This window comes from Alloalcanivorax dieselolei B5 (genome assembly GCF_000300005.1).
GTDB classification, from domain to species: domain Bacteria; phylum Pseudomonadota; class Gammaproteobacteria; order Pseudomonadales; family Alcanivoracaceae; genus Alloalcanivorax; species Alloalcanivorax dieselolei.
Genome location: NC_018691.1, coordinates 215643 through 231479, shown reverse-complemented (window position 1 = coordinate 231479; position 15837 = coordinate 215643). Strand labels below are relative to the sequence as shown.

The following is a 15837-nucleotide window of genomic DNA, read 5'->3' as shown; positions in this document are numbered from 1 at the left end:
GATGAAATTCACGGATATCTTCATCAATAAACCGGTTCTGGCCTCGGTGGTCAGCCTGTTTATTTTCCTGCTCGGGTTACGCGCCGCCACGGAACTGAACGTGCGCCAGTATCCCGAGCTGGAGAACGCGGTGATCACCGTCACCACGATCTATACCGGCGCCGACGCGGATCTGATTCAGGGCTTTATCACCACGCCGCTGGAACAGGAAATCGCTTCGGCGAACGGCATCGACTATCTGGTTTCCACCTCCCTGCAGGGGGCGTCCTCAATCCAGGCTTATGTACGGCTGGGCCAGGATCCCAACGAAACCCTGACGCAGATCGTCGCCAAGGTGAACAAGATGCGCAGCGAACTGCCGGAGGAGTCCGAGGACCCCACGGTGGAGCTGGCCATCGGCGATGATATCGCCGCCATGTACCTGTCGTTTTCCTCCGAGGTGCTGGATAACAATCAGATCACCGACTACCTGGTGCGCGTGGTGCAGCCGAAACTGGCCACCATCAACGGCGTGCAACGGGCCCGAATTCTTGGTGACCGCACCTTCGCCATGCGCGCCTGGTTGAAACCGGAGCGCATGGCGGCGCTGGGCATTACCCCTTCTGATGTTTACGCCGCGCTGGAGCAGAACAATGTTCTCGCCGCGGTGGGCAGCACCAAGGGCACCAATGTGGCGCTGGATCTCAAGGCGGAAACCGACCTCAACGACGTCGCCGGCTTCCGGCGTCTGGTAATCCGCTCCCAGGACAATGCCATCGTGCGCCTCGAGGACGTGGCCGACGTGGAACTGGGTTCGGAGTCCTATGCCGCCTCGGTGACCTTCAACGGTCAGAAGGCCACGTTCATGGGCATTGAAGTGGCGCCGGACGCCAACTCCCTGGACGTGATCGCCGAGGTAAGGAAGGTTCTGGAAGACGAGATCTTCCCGCAAATGCCGGAGGGCCTGGAAGGCAATATTCCTTACGACGGCACCGAGTATATCCAGGACTCCATCGATGAGGTGGTGAAGACCCTGGTGGAAGCGGTGATCATCGTTATCCTGGTGATCTACCTGTTCCTTGGCTCCCTGCGTTCGGTGCTGATCCCGGCCATCGCCGTGCCGCTCTCCATGGTCGGCGCGCTGTTCCTGATGCTGCTGATGGGCTTCTCCATCAACCTGCTGACCCTGCTGGCCATGGTGCTGGCCATCGGCATCGTGGTGGACGACGCCATTATTGTTCTGGAAAACGTGCACCGCCATGTGGAGGAAGGGCTCTCGCCCAAGGACGCGGCGCTTAAGGGCGCGCGCGAGCTGGCCTGGCCGGTGGTGGCGATGACCACCACACTGGTGGCGGTGTACCTGCCAATCGGTTTCATGGGAGGGCTCACCGGCACCCTGTTCGTCGAATTCGCCTTCTCCCTGGCCGGTGCCGTGCTGCTCTCCGGCGTGGTGGCGCTGACCCTGTCACCAATGATGTGCGCCAAAATTCTCAAGGCCCACGACCCGGAGCATCGCGGCAATCGCTTCGAGGCCTGGCTGAACCGCCAGTTCGAGAAACTGGCCGGCAGCTATGAGCGGCGACTGCACGGCGCTTTGAACGACGTGCCCACGGTGCTGGTGTTCGGTCTGATCATTCTGGTGTCCTGTTACTTCCTGTTCGTCACCTCGCCGAGCGAACTGGAACCCAAGGAAGACCAAGGCTTTGTGCTGGTGTCCGCCACCGCCGATCCTTACGTGACACTGGACTATCTGGAGCCGTTCAGCCGGGAGCTGGAACAGATTGCCGCCGACGCCCCGGCGGTGGAAAACATTTTCCTGCTCAATGGTCTCGGCGGCGGCGCCGGTACCGCCGCCTCCAACACCGCCCTGGCGGGTTTCGTGCTGGACAGTTGGAACGAGCGGGACGTCACCACCAACGAATTCCAGCAGCAACTGTCCGAACAGGTGAACAGCATCGCCGGTCTGCAATCGGCGGTGTTCGTCCCACCGTCCCTGCCCAGCGGCGGCGGCATGTTGCCGGTGGAATTCGTCATCGGCACCACCGAGCCGACCGAGAATCTGCAGGAACTGGCCAACCAGATCCTGGGCAAGGCCCAGGAGAGCCGCAAGTTCATCTTCCTGGACACGGACCTGAAGATCGACAAACCGCGCTACAACATTCTGATCGACCGGGAGAAAGCCGCGTCGCTGGGCATCACCATGCGTCAGCTGGCGCAGGAACTGGGCGCCATGTTATCCGGCGCCTACGCCAACCGCTTTTCCCTGGAAAACCGGTCCTACAAAGTGATTCCCCAGGTTCAGCGCAGCGACCGGCTGACGCCGGAGCAGTTGCAGCAATACTACATTCGCACCGGCTCCGGCGATCTGATTCCACTGGCCACCCTGGTGCGCCTGGAAGAAACCGTGCAGCCGCAACAGTTGAAACGCTTCCAGCAGCTGAACTCGGTGACCATTTCCGGCGTACAGCGCCCCGGGGTGACGCTGGGTGAAGCGCTCGGCATTCTGGAAAACGCGGCACAGGAAGTGCTGCCTCCCGGCTACAGCGTGGACTATTCCGGCCAGTCACGGCAGTTCAAGAAGGAAGGCAGCGACTTGATGATCACCTTCTTCTTCGCCCTGATCGTGATCTATCTGGTTCTGGCGGCCCAGTTCGAATCCTTCCGTGATCCGATCATCATGCTGATCACGGTGCCCATGTCCGTGTGCGGCGCCATGATCTTCGTCAGCCTCGGTCTGGCCACGCTCAACATCTACACGCAGGTGGGGCTGGTGACCCTGATCGGGGTGATATCAAAACACGGGATTCTGATCGTGGAGTTCGCCAACAAAATGCAGGAAGAAGGCATGGGCAAGCGGGAGGCCATCGAACACGCCGCCGCCGTGCGCCTGCGTCCGGTACTGATGACCACCGCCGCTTTGGTATTGGCGATGATTCCGTTGCTGATCGCCGCCGGCCCCGGCGGCGGCGCCCGCTTCGCCATCGGTCTGGTGGTGGCCGCCGGCATGACCATCGGCACCCTGTTTACCCTGTTCGTGGTACCGGCCATGTACATGCTGCTGGGCCGCAACGAAGGGCACGGTGACGAAGAGACAGAGGCATTGCCGGAACCGGCGGAGAGTTGATAAGGGGTTGAAGAATGCGGTTCGCCAGCAGGGCTGGCTCCTACAGTGGTCATGGAAATTGTTGTCACTGTAGGAGCGTGCCTTGCAAGCGAATCCGAGGCATCGATGACCCTCAGACCACGATGCGGTATTACGGATTCAGAACGTCCAGGAAGCGGACAGGGCGGGGCCTTTCAGGGTGACGTTGTCCTTGTCACGATAGAACATGTATTCCACGTTGACGTCGAAGCGCTCGCTGACACCGAAATCGATCCCCAGACCGTAGGACGAGTCATACCATTTGTCCGTGACCTTGCCGCCGCCGTCCACGTCCATTTCTTCCTTGCCTTCGGTATAACCGCCAATCAGATACGGCGTGGCCATGGTGGCGTTGGGACCACTCAGCTTCACATAAGCGCCATAGAAATACTTCTGACGGTACTCTCCTTTAATGGAAGTCCCATTGAGACGGTCTTCGTTGCTGTTCAGCGTGGAACCGCCGCGCATCTCCACCGCGAACCAGCGGTTGATACGGCCGCCCAGTTTGGCGATCAGGTCACCGGTCTCGAAGCGGTCGTCGCCGAAAAAGCGGTCATCCTGTTCATGATATCCGTATCCCAGGGATACGTAGGCTTCGCCGTGCGCCACGGATACACCCATGCCCATGGCCACGGCGGCCAATGCAGCCACGCAACGTTGCATAGCGGACTCCTCGAAAGATCAATCGGTAGCGGCGCGATTATTGCGCCGCGTTGGCTTCTCGTATTTTTTTCTCCGCCTGTTTGCGCTCATGTTGCGTCGGCGTGCAGCCCAGACAACGCAAAAAAGTGGCGCGGGCGGGATTCTTCACCAGCACTTCGGCGGCTTCGCCTTCGTTATCACCGAGCACGGAGAACGGCAACATTACCGCATACACGGCCAGACCGCCCACCGTACCGACGGCCATGACCGGCCTGACGATCACCGCGTCCCCGAACATGGCCAGCGCCGACGGCTGATCAGCGTCTTCGTCCATGGGACGGGCTTGTGCGGTTTGGGATACGGTGCAGATGATGGTGGCGGCCGCCAGCAGGCGCAGGGCTCGCTTCATTGTGAGTCCCTCTTCGACAGGTTCTCGTTGGATAGCAGGATTGGCCGGGCAGTCCCAACCGTCTTGACCCAGCCTTTTGAATAAGGAGCCCCCGCGGCCGTCCCTCGACCGCGGGAGCGGCGACTCATCCCCCACAGGTTCAACCCCCACACACAAGAAGATGGTCCGGGCTCCCCCCTTTTGCTGAGTCGCCGGGGCATTGTTACCCCAATTCAGCAGTCGTGCTGACTACTGGTTCACAATCTAAATCTTTATTCGTATAGAAACAATACGATACTGCACTGAGTTCAGGAAACGCTTGAACCCGCCTCAACGCTGGCAGTGAGGACAATACACCGTACTGCGCTGACCGTGGCGCCCGCCCCGCAGGGGCGTTCCGCACTGCCGGCAAGGCTCCCCCGCGCGACCATAGACGCGCAGTTCCTGGGCAAAGTAGCCCGGCTGACCATCGACCCGGGTGAAATCCCGCAATGTGGTGCCACCGGCCTCGATGGCCCGCGCCAGAACTTCCCGGATCGCTTCCGCCAGACGCTGGTAGCGGGCCAGGCTGATGCGTCCCGCCGGCCGGGAGGGGTGAATTCCGGCTAAAAACAGGCTTTCTTGCGCGTAAATGTTGCCAACGCCCACCACCGTGGCGTTATCCATGATGAACGTCTTCACCGAGGCCTTGCGGCCACGGCTGCGCCGGTGCAGCCATTCTCCGGTGAAGACCGCGTCCAGTGGTTCAGGGCCGAGGCCGGTGAACAGCGGGTGTTGCTCCAGGTCCGGCAGATAGAGCACCGCGCCGAACCGGCGGGGGTCGTTGAAGCGCAATAACTGCCCGGAATCGAGCACCAGATCCACATGATCATGCTTGCGCAGCGGCGCCGCCTCCGGCACCACCCGCAGCGTTCCGGACATGCCCAGATGCACCCCCAGATACAGGCCATCCAGGTCCAGCAGCAAATACTTGGCACGCCGCCGCACCGCCAGCACCGGCCGATCCCGCAACGCCGCCACCCGCTCGTCCACGGGCCAGCGCAGCCGCGGCTCGCGCACCGTCACCGAGCGCAGACGGCGCCCGGTCAGATGCGGCTCAATCCCCCGCCGCGTGGTTTCCACTTCGGGTAATTCGGGCATTAACGGCTCCTTGGAAGATTTTGTATTCGCGAGCAAGCTCGCTTCCCACAGACCAGACTACGAAGCTGCTGTAGGAGCTTGCCTGCAAGCGAATTGGCTCTCGGGGCAAAAGATTCGCTTGCAGGGCAAGCTCCTACAGCGACCGTGGTTGCGAGCAGCAGGCTGGCGTGATGCCCGCGGCCAGGACGGTTATGATACCCGCGGCACCGTCCTTGCGCAGGCGGTAAAGGGTTTAAACACGAGCGGGGCAAAGATGCGGTACTGGCTAGGGGTGGACACCGGTGGCACTTTCACCGATTTCGTTCTGCTGGGCGGCGAGCAACCTCGCATCCATAAAGTACTGTCCACGCCGGCGGCCCCGGAGCGGGCCATCCTGCAAGGCATCGAGGATATGGGCCTCACCGTGGCGCTGGCCCAGGGAGAGCTGGTCATCGTCCACGGCAGTACCGTGGCCACCAACGCAGCCCTTGAAAACAAAGGCGCCAGGACGGTAGTGATCACTAACTCCGGCATAGAAGATCTGCTGCTCATCGGCCGCCAGAACCGACCCGAGTTATACAACTTGCGGCCACTGCCCACCCACACCGCCCTGCACGACACTCCGGTGATCGGCGTCGATACCCGTCTGGACGCCCAGGGGGCCACCCTGATCCCGCTCACCGACGAGACGATCCGGCAAACGGTGGACGCGGTTCGCCGCCATGACCCGGAATCCGTGGCCGTGAACCTGTTGTTCAGCTACCTGGACCCCGCCGCGGAACAACGACTCGGCGAGGCACTCCGGCAGGCCGGCTATCCGGTCAGTCTCTCCAGCGACATCCTGCCGACCCGCGGCGAGTACGAGCGCGGCATGGCCACCTGGCTGAACGCCTGGCTCTCCCCTCGCATGGCGGATTATCTGGCGCGGCTAAAACAGCACACCACGCCGGCGCCGCTGACCATCATGCAGTCCAACGGCGGCACCATCGCCGCTGATCAGGCCGCCGAACGGGCGGTGAATCTGCTGCTGTCCGGCCCCGCCGGCGGTCTCAACGCCGCCCGCCGCCTGGGGCAGGCCCTCGGCCGCGATCATCTGATGACCTTCGATATGGGCGGCACCTCCACCGACGTGGCGCTGCTGGACGGCGACATCCGGCTGACCCGCCAGGGCCGCATCGGGCCTTATCCGGTGGCGGTGCCCATGGTCGACATGCACACCATTGGGGCCGGCGGCGGCTCCCTGGCCCAGGTGGATGATGCCGGCCTGCTGCACGTGGGGCCGGAATCCGCCGGCGCCAGCCCCGGGCCCGCCTGTTACGGTCAGGGTGGCACCCGCGCCACGGTCACCGACGCCAATCTGGTGCTGGGCCGCCTGCAACCGGAATTTGCCCTAGGCGGCAACCTGCGTCTGGACCCGGCCAAGGCCCACGACGCCGTGGCCCGCGTGGCGGAACGCCTCGACATGTCGGTCCCTCAGGCCGCGCAAGGCATCATCGACCTGGCCAACGAGCATATGAGCCAGGCGCTGCGGGTGATCTCGATCCAGAAGGGCTTTGATCCGCGGGACTTCACGCTGGTGAGTTTCGGTGGCGCCGGTGGCCTGCACGTGTGCGCCCTGGCCACCAACCTCGGCATGCACCAGGCGGTGGTGCCGGTACGTGCCGGCGTGCTGTCGGCGGAAGGGCTGGTCTACGCACCGCGCCAGCGCGAACGCATCCAGGCTCTGCCGGCGGATGCCGAGACCGCTCACATTCAGACTCTGGCTCGGCAGCTGGAGCGCCAGGCCCGGGAGGAACTGGAAGCGGAAGGCATCGACGCCGACCGGATCCGCACCGAAACCGGCCTGGACCTGTGCTATCAGGGCCAGTCCTCCGTGCTGACCTTGCCCTGGCAGGGGGAGGAGCCCACTCAAAGCGAAGTCGCCTTCCACGCTCTGCACGAACAGCGCTATGGCCACCGGCTGTCATTGCCGGTGCGGCGGGTGAACCTGCGAGTCCGGTGTCTGGCCGAGGCGCGGCCGGCCTCGCCGGGCCAGGCGCCGCGGGGCGAGGGCTCGCCGGCCTGGGAGGCTCCAGTTTACGGCTCCGCTGGTGATAAAAGCGCCGCCCAAAACAGCGAAGGAAACAAAATCAAAATTCCTGTTTACCGGCGGGACGAATTAGGAGCCGATCAGGTAATCTACGGCCCCGCATTGATCTTTGAACCGGTAGGCACCATCTATATAGAAGCTGATTGGCAGGCCCGGGTGCATCCATCGGCCCATTTATTGCTTACCTGTACATAACGCCGTATATCAAGGAACGAATCGGCGACATTCGCTTTCTAATGGATTACTACCGCCGCAAGCCGGATTATTATGCACACCATCTTGATGTTTCTGTCCGAGGGCCTGCTGGCCCTGGGTCCCTGGAGCCTGGTGCTGATCACGTTGGCCCTGACCCATGTGACCATCGTCAGCGTCACGGTCTATCTGCACCGCTATTCCGCCCACCGCGCGCTGGAATTGAACCCGGTGCTGAAACACTTCTTCCGTTTCTGGCTGTGGCTGACCACGGGCATGAACACCCGCGCCTGGACCGCCATTCATCGCAAGCATCACGCGCACTGCGATAGTGAGGAAGACCCGCACAGCCCGCAGGTACTTGGCATCCGCAAAGTGCTGCGCGAAGGCGCCGAGCTGTACCAGGCCGAAGCCGTCAACCAGGAAACCCTGGACAAATACGGCGCCGGCTGCCCGGACGACTGGATGGAGCGCAACGTTTACAGCCGCTTCCCCATGCTCGGCATCGTGCTGCTGGCACTGACCAACGTGGTGCTGTTCGGCTTCGCCGGAGTGACCATCTGGGCGGTGCAGATGATGTGGATTCCGCTGTTCGCCGCCGGCGTGATCAACGGTATCGGCCACTACTGGGGCTACCGCAACTTCGAATGCAAGGACGCCTCACGCAACATCCTGCCGTGGGGCATTCTGATTGGTGGCGAAGAGCTGCATAACAACCACCACACCTACCCCAGCTCCGCCAAGCTGTCGGTACGCCGGTTCGAGTTCGATATGGGCTGGGCCTGGATCCGCCTGTTTGAAATGCTGGGTCTGGCGAAAGTGAAAAAACTGGCGCCAACACCGGTGCTGGCCACCGCCCGTTCCAGCGTGGATCTGGATACCCTGCGTGCCCTGGTGCAGCACCGTTTCCAGGTGATGGCCCATTACCGCCGCACGGTGATCAAACCGGTGTTCCAGCAGGAGCAAGCCCGCGCCTGCGACACCACCCGTGGTTTCTACCGTCGCGCCCGGGCCCTGCTGTACCGCGATCAGCGTTTCTTCAAGCCGCGTCATCAGCAACGCCTGGAGCGGCTGACCGAACACAACCACACGCTGGCCACCATCTACGAATACCGCCTGCGCCTGCAGGAAATCTGGGGCCAGACCAGCCGCAATTCCGCGGAAATGCTGGATGCATTGAAACAATGGTGCCGCGAAGCCGAGGAGTCCGGCATTCACGCTCTGCAGGATTTTGTCACCGCGTTGAAAGGCTACCAGCCGCAACCGGCCCGGGCCTGATCAGTAAAGCTATTCGCGTCTCGCGGACTGCTGCCCCCCTCAGTTCGCAGGCGCGCTCATAGAATATTCGCGAGCAAGCTCGCTCCCACAGCGGCTTCGTAGTTCTCTCTGTGGGAAGCGAGCTTGCTCGCGAATAAGCGCACCCCCACCGCTCTACCTAATGCCTATGCGGCTGGTACGCCACGTCGAACTCATCCGCCAATCCAGCCAAGCGTTTATCCAACGTCCAAAGCCTCCCTTCGGGAGTGATGACGGTTGAAGCGAGCAACATCATATCCACCAAACCACGACCTCGCCCGTATAAGCGTTCTTGCTCAACGAACGTCATGACCTCCTTAAGGCTGGCCTGATTACTCAGCCGCAATAAACCAATGTAACCCAAAGTTCGTTGCCGAGGTTCAGGCGGAGTCCCGCAGGCAAGCTCGCCCAAGACCATGGGATGCACCAGGGCGCGGTCCATTTCTATCAGGTTAATCAGCGCCTCATTTTTTTCTCTGAAGTGCGCCACCCATACCGAGGTATCCACCAAAACGCTCATTCCTGCAACGGCTCCTCACGCCGCCGCGGGATATCCGCCATCTCAGGTGACGCTCCTCCCAAAGCGGCCAGGCGGCGCGCGGCTTGGACCCGAACATAGGTTTTGACGGCCTCCCGAAGAATATCCGCGGGTTTATCCAAGCCTGAGTCAGCCAGCTCCAATGCCTGCTCGTAGAGGGCATCGTCAATCGTAATTGTGGTACGCATATCGACCCTCCGTCATCATTATTGATGCAATAATGCATCAAATTTGGCATCGCGTCAATATAGCGTCATCCCAACTAGTACATCAGCGATGGCAACAGCAGGGACAACTGCGGGAACGCCATCAGCAGAATCAGCACCACCGCTTCCGCGGCCAGGAACCACACCGTGCCGCGAACCACCTGACCAAACGGCACCTTGTCCCCCACGCCGGCGCTGACCACGAACAGGTTCAATCCAATCGGTGGTGTCAGCAAACCGATCTCGATGAACTTCACCACCAACACGCCAAACCAGATCACGTCGATATCGAACGCGATGACGAAAGGCGCCAGCACCGGCAGGGTCACCAGCATCAAGCCAATGGGATCCAGGAACATACCCAGAACGATGTAGAACACGGTGACCGCCAGCAGGAACATCCACAAGGCCACCGCATAATCTTCCACCCAGACACCGATGTTCATGGGAATCTGGCTGAGCGTCAGCATGCGGCTGAACAACACCGCGCCGATGGCGATGAGAAAAATCGACGCGGTGCTGGTGACCGTTTCCGACACCGCCTGCTGCATCGCCGTCCAACTGAAGGAGCCCTGAATCAGCGCGGCCGCAATCGCCACGAAAGCACCAAAGGCGCCCGCTTCGGTGGCCGTTACCGTTCCGGTATACAACCCGCCCACAACGCCGGCGACGATCACCGGCAATGGCCAGGACTTGAGCAGCAATACCCACCGGTCCCGGTTCGAATAGGCCTGCGCGGTCCTCGGCGCGAGATCCGGATTCAGTTTCACCCGGGTGACGATCAGCACGGCGTAAGCCAACATGGTCAGCAGGCCGGGAATAATCCCCGCCATCAACAGCTGCCCGACGGACGCCTCCATGAACACCGCATAAAGCACAAAAGGAATGCTCGGAGGAATAAACGCCCCCAGCGTCCCGGAGGCCGCCACCACCCCGGTGGCCAGACCAGGGTCGTACCTGGCCCTCAGCATTTCCGGCACGGCAAGACGGGACATGGCACCGGCCATCGCCACACTGGAACCGCTGGCGGCGGCGAAGCCGGCACTGGAAACATTAGTGGCGATCGCCAGCCCGCCCGGCAGAAAACCCAGCCAGGCCTTGCCCGCATCGAACAGGGTCCGCGTCAAACCGGTATGGAAGGCTATCGCGCCCATCAGGATAAACATGGGAATGGCGGTTAACGACCAATGGGCGATGAACTGAAAGGTGGTGGACCCCATCAGAGCGAACGCCGCATCCAGGCCACGAAGGGAGAGCAGCCCGGTAAAGGCACTCACCCCAAGTGATACCCCGATCGGCACGCGCAATGCCAACAGCACCAGCAGTAAGGCGATACAAGCGAATCCGATCTGCACCGCGCTCATGACGAAACCTCCCGCCCGGATTTGCCGCGCAACAAACGGACCAGAAGATACACCGCCGCCAGGGCGGCCATGAAAACGCCCACCCAGGCAATCCAACGGGATGGCCAGATCGACAGTTCAAAAAACACCGCGTCCACCCCTTCCCGACGCCCCCAGCTTTTAACCGCCTGCAGGTACAAACCATAGGAGAACAGGGCGAAGTACAGCGTCATCACCAGCAGCCCGAAGATGTCCGTGGCGGATCTCAAACGCTTGCCGAAGTGCTGAACCAGGACATCCACCCGGATGTGACTGTCCTCAACGACGCAGATGAAAATACCGATAAAGACCGCGGTCACCATGTAGTAGTAGGCGACGACCTCCATGGTTCCCGGAATATGCATACCGAACAGCAACCTCAACAGCACTTCAGTGGTAACGTGCACCATCATCAGAACGATCATCGCGCCGACCACATTGGTGGCCAGACTTTTTGTCTTTTTTATTAGCCGGTTCATGATCCAACCTCATCGAATACGTAATGCCACCTTGCCCACGGCCCGGCGCTGAACCACCTGATCGATGGCTTCCGTCACCTGTTCGAACCGGAACAGCTCAGGCGTGGTGAGCCTTACTTTTCCTTCCGCCGCGAACAGGAACAGCCAGCGCATCATCGATTGGATTTCATCGGAGAACTGATGACGCCGATCCTCTTTTCCCCAACCCACGTACTCGGAAAAATTTACTCCCAGCAAACCGATGTTCTTCACCAACAACAGATTCACCGGCGCGGCGGGTATCTCACCGCTGGCAAAACCCAGGGACAAAATGGTGCCTTCCACCGCCGTGGTCCGAATCAGCGACGCGAACACCTCGCCACCCACCGGATCGAACACCACATCGGCACCGCGCCCTTCCGTCAACGCTTTGACCTTCTTCACCACATCCCCGGTGGAATAATCGATCCCTTCCGAAGCGCCCACCTGCAAAGCCGCCCCCAGCTTCTCCGCTGAACTGGCCATGGCGATCACCCTGGCGCCAAGCAGGGACGCCACCTGTACGGCGGCTTGCCCGAGGGCCCCGCCCGCGCCAGTGACCAAAACGGTTTTATTGGCCAGTTCGCCGGCCCGCTTCAGCGCCGTGGTGGCGGTACCAAACGACAAGGGCAAGGCCACCGCCTGCTCCAGCGGCACCGCCTGCGGAACCGGATAGACGGTGGCCCGGTCGATCACCACCTCTTCAGCAAAGGCGCCGCAATCGACAATGGCCGCCACCCGATCCCCCACTTTGAGATCGTTAACACCGGGGCCGCATTCGGTAACAACACCGGATACTTCCGTGCCGGGAACAAAAGGCGGCGTCATTTTGCGTTGATAGGTCCCCGCCACCATCAGGGAGATGGCGTAGCTGACGCTGGCGAAGTGCACGGCGATACGCACGCTGCCCTCCGCCAACGCCGGACTGGGCACCTCGGATAACACCAGGTCCTGATAAGACCCGAACCGGTCACAAAGCACTGCTCGCATCACCTGCTCCTTATTCTTTTTCACGCCTGCATGCAGGCACCGGATGACAACAAGTTGTGGATCTCCACCTCGGCGAAGCCCGCCCCTCGCAGGGCATCCACGGTGTGCTGCCCCAAAGCCGGCGCCGGCGGCAACTCGTCCGCCCGGCTCTCCGCCCCCGGGAACGCCGGGAAAGGGAAGGCGCCGAAGTCTGGATGATCCACATCCGTCAACAAATGCAAGGCCTCCACCTGGGCATCCTCACGCAATGACGAATAGCTGTTCACCGGTCCGCAAAGCACGCCCGCCTGATTGAGCCGGTTGATCCAGTACTCCCGGGATTGTGTCGGGAAAATGCCCGCCAGCAGATCATGCAGGGTCTCCACATTGCGCTGGCGCGCCTCGTTATCGGCAAAGCGCGGGTCGGTTGCCCATTCTTCATGGCCGAGCGCCTTTGCCAGGGCGTGGAACATCTGATTGCGTAAACACACCACCGAAAGCTGACCATCGGCGGCATCGAAGTTGCCCGAGGGCACTGTCACCGGTTTTCTTTTTTCTCCACCCTGTAGAAAGGACTCCACCATGGGCATGGCCTGAAAAGCCATCGAGGCGCCAAGCAGTGACAGATCCAGATGCCGGCCGACACCGGAGGCACGTTGCTCGTGGATCGCCGCGGACAACGCGTAGCCGGCATACAAACCGGTGATCATATCCACCGCCAGCATGCCGACCCGCCGGGGAGCACCCTCGTCCGTGCCGTTCATGGCCGCCATACCGGTGGCGGCCTGAAGAATACTGTCCGAGCCGGCTCGTAGCGCGTGGGGCCCGCTGCGCCCGAAGCCGGAGATGGAACCCAGCACAATACCGGGATTCAGGGATTTCAGAACGTCGTACCCCAGCCCGAGTTTCTCCATGACACCGGGTCGGAAGCTTTCCATAACCAGGTCCGAACAACCGACCAGACGCTTGATCACCTCCCGGCCCTGTTCGTTGCGAGCGTCCACGCAAATGCCTTTCTTGCCCCAGTTGGCGATCACGCTCAACGCACTGTGCCCGTTACGCGCCAATCCCATTACCCGGCCCCAGTCGCCCTGGGGAGGCTCCACCTTCACTACCGTGGCGCCCATCATCAGAAGCATCTGCGCCGCATAGGGCCCGGCCAGCCCCTGGCTCATATCCAGGACCCGGACCCCGTCAAACGGCTTGAACTGCGTTGTCGCTGTATTCATCAATCAAATAACCTGTAAAGTGAGAATATCCCCGGACTCATAAACCGGCATGGTCCATCAAAACGCCTTGTCGTAGATTTCGGTTTTCAACAACTCGGCGTACTGCTGCTCGGTGAGTTGCTTGCCTTCGAGCAGCTTTTCCCACTTCTCCAGATTCTTGATGAAACTCTCGACGATCTTTTCCGGATTCTCGACACCGCGCTTGGCCGCATTTTGGGCCGATTGCTCGATCTGGGATTGCATGAATTCTTCGCGATGTTGTTTGAGCGCATCGGATACCTCAACGAAGTTGATACCCTGTTCCTGCGCCAGCTTACGTACGTCCTGTTCTTCTTTCTGATACGCGTACAAGGTACGAGCGAGGCCTACCGGAGCGGCGTCGATTAACGCCCGGCGCCCTTTCTCACCCAGATCCTCCCAGACAGATTCGCGCACATTCAGCAACGAACCACCAAGAAAAGCGCCCATGGGCAGCTCGACGACGCTGTTGGCCACTTCCATCAGCGACAGGGACTTCAACCAGCTGGTGGCGCCGATGACACAGTCCAGCTGGCTGCGCTCCATGGCCTCGTAGGATTCGCTATTGGGAATATTGACGGGAATACCTTCGATGCCCGACACCCAGCGACCGATCTCCTCGCCGGCTACGCGCATGCGTTTACCTTCGGCGTCAAAACCATTATCGAAGCGATCCTTGCACATGGCCTGATAAGGCGGCGTGGCATAACTGGCGAGAAAACGCACGCCATGCTCCTGATACTCCTCAAGGCATTGCGGACAATCGTTGAGAATAGTGTCCACCGAGGCGGCGGACGCGACCAGCGAGTCCTGATCCCAGAACGACAGATCACTGATGATCATGTTCGCCGGCACGGAGGTAGGGAAATAAACGGTCACCAGGAAGCCGCCGTCGATCATGCCCTCGCTCACCGCCGACAGCATCTCCTTGCCCGAGGCCGCCGCCCCGGAAGGGAAGAACTTGAAGGCAACATCACCACCGGACTGCGCCTTCGCCGCCGCCATGAAGGTGGTGATCCCTTCGCTGGTGGGGTGGTGCGGCGGCAGATAACTGGCGTAGGTAAGGTCTCGCGCGGATGCCAGCGCCGGCATCAGGGAAGCCACGACGGCCAGGCCGCCGAGTAACACGGATATCAATGGATTGCTGTTGTTGTTAGCCATGGGACTCTCTCCGGGCTCTCTCGGAGCCTTCTCCGAGTTTGGGGTTGTCTTCCAACCCCATTTTGATTATTGTTCGCTATACGCACATGATGTTCTCTAAAAGAACACCAACAAGATAAGACCATACTTTCGTTAATGTCAAAACGTCTTTGCACGGAGTGGTACGGATGGCGGAACACGGAGAACGGGATGACTCCCTGCTGGTCAGCGGATTCATGCGGGGTTTGAAGGTGATCACCACCTTCGGTGAAGGGGCCGCCAGGCAGTCTTTGTCCGATGTGGCCCGGCGGGCCGACATCTCCCGGGCCAGCGCGAGACGCCTGCTGCACACCCTGACCGCCCTGGGCTACGCCAACACCGACGGCAAGCAGTTCTGGCTCACGCCGCGCATGCTCAACCTGGGTTTCTCCTATCTTTCCTCAATGGAGATCTGGTCCTTCGCCCAGAGTTACATGGAAGAACTGGTGCAAACCGTTCAGGAATCCTGTTCCATCGCGGTGCTGGAAGGCTATGACATCTACTACGTGATGCGAGTCCCCACTCGCAAACTGCTCAAAAGCACCCTCAACGTGGGCAGCACCCTGCCCGCGCACGTGGTCTCCCTGGGACGCATTCAACTGGCCGACTTGTCCCCCGAAGAACTCGACCACTACCTCAACAACCTGGAACTCACCCCCTACACCCGCTTCACCATCACCGACAAAGCGGAGCTCAAGCGAGCGATTCAGGAAGACGGTGCCAAGGGCTGGTCCATCGTTGACCGGGAACTGGAGGAAGGCATGTTCGGCATCTCCGTACCGATCAAGAATCGGGAAAACAAAACCATCGCCGCTATCAACCTCACTTTGGCGCCGAGTAAGGCCAATGAGGAGGGCATGATTGAGCGTTTATTGCCTGAGCTTCAGAAGACGGCGGAGAAGATTAATCGGGAGTTGCGGCATGGGTGACAGTTCTCAATGTCAGGGGTACCACAATCCAGGGGACCACTCC

At 60.9% G+C, this 15837-nt stretch carries 14 protein-coding genes; 4 read left to right on the top strand and 10 right to left on the bottom strand.

What is annotated here, in order from left to right; all coding sequences use genetic code 11:
- The first annotated feature begins 1 nt into the window (after position 1).
- Positions 2–3103 carry an efflux RND transporter permease subunit gene (locus B5T_RS01080; RefSeq protein WP_014992586.1) on the top strand — a complete coding sequence of 1034 codons (3102 nt, stop codon included), beginning with the start codon at positions 2–4 and terminating at the stop codon, positions 3101–3103.
- A 138-nt stretch (positions 3104–3241) separates the two neighbouring features.
- Here B5T_RS01080 and B5T_RS22130 read toward each other — a convergent pair whose 3' ends face one another.
- From B5T_RS22130 to mutM, 3 genes are all read right to left on the bottom strand, one after another.
- Entirely contained in the window at positions 3242–3784 is a 543-nt protein-coding gene (locus tag B5T_RS22130; RefSeq protein WP_014992585.1) for an outer membrane beta-barrel protein, read from the bottom strand.
- A 37-nt stretch (positions 3785–3821) separates the two neighbouring features.
- Complete coding sequence (locus B5T_RS01070; protein WP_014992584.1) at positions 3822–4172, bottom strand: hypothetical protein; 351 nt, start codon at positions 4170–4172, stop codon at positions 3822–3824.
- A 309-nt stretch (positions 4173–4481) separates the two neighbouring features.
- Positions 4482–5291, bottom strand: a complete 810-nt coding sequence (mutM, locus tag B5T_RS01065; RefSeq protein ID WP_014992583.1) for a bifunctional DNA-formamidopyrimidine glycosylase/DNA-(apurinic or apyrimidinic site) lyase — start codon at positions 5289–5291, stop codon at positions 4482–4484.
- Between the two features lie 253 nt (positions 5292–5544).
- Between mutM and B5T_RS01060 the strand changes: the two genes are divergently transcribed.
- Together B5T_RS01060 and B5T_RS01055 are read left to right on the top strand one after the other, a co-directional pair.
- Positions 5545–7554, top strand: coding sequence for a hydantoinase/oxoprolinase family protein (locus B5T_RS01060; protein WP_041716638.1), 2010 nt, complete (start codon positions 5545–5547; stop codon positions 7552–7554).
- A 72-nt stretch (positions 7555–7626) separates the two neighbouring features.
- Entirely contained in the window at positions 7627–8829 is a 1203-nt protein-coding gene (locus tag B5T_RS01055; protein WP_014992581.1) for a DesA family fatty acid desaturase, read from the top strand.
- Between the two features lie 157 nt (positions 8830–8986).
- Here the strand turns inward: B5T_RS01055 and B5T_RS01050 are convergent, their stop codons facing one another.
- The 7 genes from B5T_RS01050 to B5T_RS01020 form a co-directional block, all read right to left on the bottom strand.
- Positions 8987–9367 (bottom strand): type II toxin-antitoxin system VapC family toxin, encoded by a 381-nt coding sequence (locus B5T_RS01050; protein ID WP_041716636.1) that lies wholly within the window; start codon positions 9365–9367, stop codon positions 8987–8989.
- Positions 9364–9573, bottom strand: coding sequence for a type II toxin-antitoxin system VapB family antitoxin (locus B5T_RS01045; protein ID WP_014992579.1), 210 nt, complete (start codon positions 9571–9573; stop codon positions 9364–9366). Before B5T_RS01045 ends, B5T_RS01050 begins: the two co-directional genes overlap by 4 nt.
- A gap of 74 nt (positions 9574–9647) precedes the next feature.
- Positions 9648–10955 carry a TRAP transporter large permease gene (locus B5T_RS01040; RefSeq protein WP_014992578.1) on the bottom strand — a complete coding sequence of 436 codons (1308 nt, stop codon included), beginning with the start codon at positions 10953–10955 and terminating at the stop codon, positions 9648–9650.
- On the bottom strand, positions 10952–11452 hold the full coding sequence (locus B5T_RS01035; protein ID WP_014992577.1) for a TRAP transporter small permease: 501 nt from the start codon (positions 11450–11452) through the stop codon (positions 10952–10954). Before B5T_RS01035 ends, B5T_RS01040 begins: the two co-directional genes overlap by 4 nt.
- A 9-nt stretch (positions 11453–11461) precedes the next feature.
- The gene (locus B5T_RS01030; protein ID WP_014992576.1) at positions 11462–12460 is read right to left on the bottom strand and encodes an NADPH:quinone oxidoreductase family protein; all 999 of its coding nucleotides are present in this window, start codon (positions 12458–12460) and stop codon (positions 11462–11464) included.
- 20 nt (positions 12461–12480) lie between these two features.
- Entirely contained in the window at positions 12481–13668 is a 1188-nt protein-coding gene (locus B5T_RS01025; protein ID WP_014992575.1) for a CaiB/BaiF CoA transferase family protein, read from the bottom strand.
- Positions 13669–13725: 57 nt separating this feature from the next.
- Positions 13726–14847 (bottom strand): C4-dicarboxylate TRAP transporter substrate-binding protein, encoded by a 1122-nt coding sequence (locus B5T_RS01020; RefSeq protein ID WP_014992574.1) that lies wholly within the window; start codon positions 14845–14847, stop codon positions 13726–13728.
- Between the two features lie 167 nt (positions 14848–15014).
- On the opposite strand from B5T_RS01020, the gene B5T_RS01015 reads away from it, so the two are divergent.
- Positions 15015–15794, top strand: coding sequence for an IclR family transcriptional regulator domain-containing protein (locus B5T_RS01015; protein ID WP_014992573.1), 780 nt, complete (start codon positions 15015–15017; stop codon positions 15792–15794).
- Positions 15795–15837 lie beyond the last annotated feature (43 nt).